Annotated in this window: 1 protein-coding gene; it reads right to left on the bottom strand. The window is 68.6% G+C overall.

Features of this window, described 5'->3' with window-relative positions; all coding sequences use genetic code 11:
* On the bottom strand, positions 1–237 hold a 237-nt coding region (locus tag ACEN88_RS34800), incomplete at its 3' end, for a LysR family transcriptional regulator (protein WP_413346977.1).
* Positions 238–341 lie beyond the last annotated feature (104 nt).

Genomic DNA, 341 nt, shown 5'->3' with positions numbered 1-341 from the left:
GGCGAGGACGGCGGCGCGCGCCTCGTCCGCCAGGCGGATCAGCCGGTCCGCGTAATCGAGCAGGCACGCGCCCCCGTCCGTCAACGCGAGCCTGCGGTTCGAGCGGTCGAACAAGGGCACGCCGAGGTCGGCCTCCAGCGCCTGGATCTGTTCCGTGACGCTCGATTGCGTGCGGTGGATTTGCCGCGCGGCCTCGCTGAAGTTCAGCGTGCGGGCCACGCGGACGAAGGTTTTCAATCGTTTGAAGTCCATGGTGCGGAGAGTTTACCCCGCCGGCGGTACCCCCAGCATTTCCTCGAGATGCGCCAGCGCCCCCTGGTCCTTGACCACGGACCGCAGCC

The organism is Massilia sp. CT11-108 (assembly GCF_047302915.1).
GTDB classification, from domain to species: domain Bacteria; phylum Pseudomonadota; class Gammaproteobacteria; order Burkholderiales; family Burkholderiaceae_D; genus Telluria; species Telluria orientalis.
This window is presented reverse-complemented; position numbering and strand designations above follow the sequence as displayed.